Raw genomic sequence first — 470 nt, forward strand, 5'->3', positions numbered from 1 at the left:
CGTAGCCTTTGACCGCAGCCGGCGCCCTCGGCTTGGCCTTGCGTGCCAGCAGGTACTGATAGCGCCGCCACTCCTTGTCGATCTCGTTGAACGACATGAACACGCTGATGCGTTCCTTGCCGATCAGGTCGGGGCGCCTGCCAGCGTCGATCTCGCTGGTCGGGATGATGGCCACGTTGATGCCTACGACCTTGCCATCGTCGGCAAACACCGGCCCACCCGACATGCCTTTGGTGATCGGGCCATCGTGTACCGAGTAGAAGACACTGCCAGGCGTACCTTCCAGCCGAACCAGCGACGGCAGGGCATGGCCCTTGCCTTGCATCGGCATCATCAAGCTGTTGTAGCCGACCGCCGTCACGGCCTCGCCCGGCACGTACTGGCGCCAGGCCGGTACCGTCGCAGCCTTGTGCTTGAAGAACACCACATCACCGAGGCCTTCGTGAACCACGTTGGGCAGGAAGGGGGTG

The 470-nt window shown here is 63.4% G+C and carries 1 protein-coding gene; it reads right to left on the reverse strand.

What is annotated here, in order from left to right; all coding sequences use genetic code 11:
- Positions 1–470, reverse strand: a 470-nt coding sequence (locus tag QWI17_RS16630) for a trypsin-like peptidase domain-containing protein (RefSeq protein WP_302723649.1), incomplete at both ends; no start/stop codon positions are given.

Source organism: Gilvimarinus gilvus (genome assembly GCF_030518155.1).
GTDB classification, from domain to species: Bacteria; Pseudomonadota; Gammaproteobacteria; order Pseudomonadales; family Cellvibrionaceae; genus Gilvimarinus; species Gilvimarinus gilvus.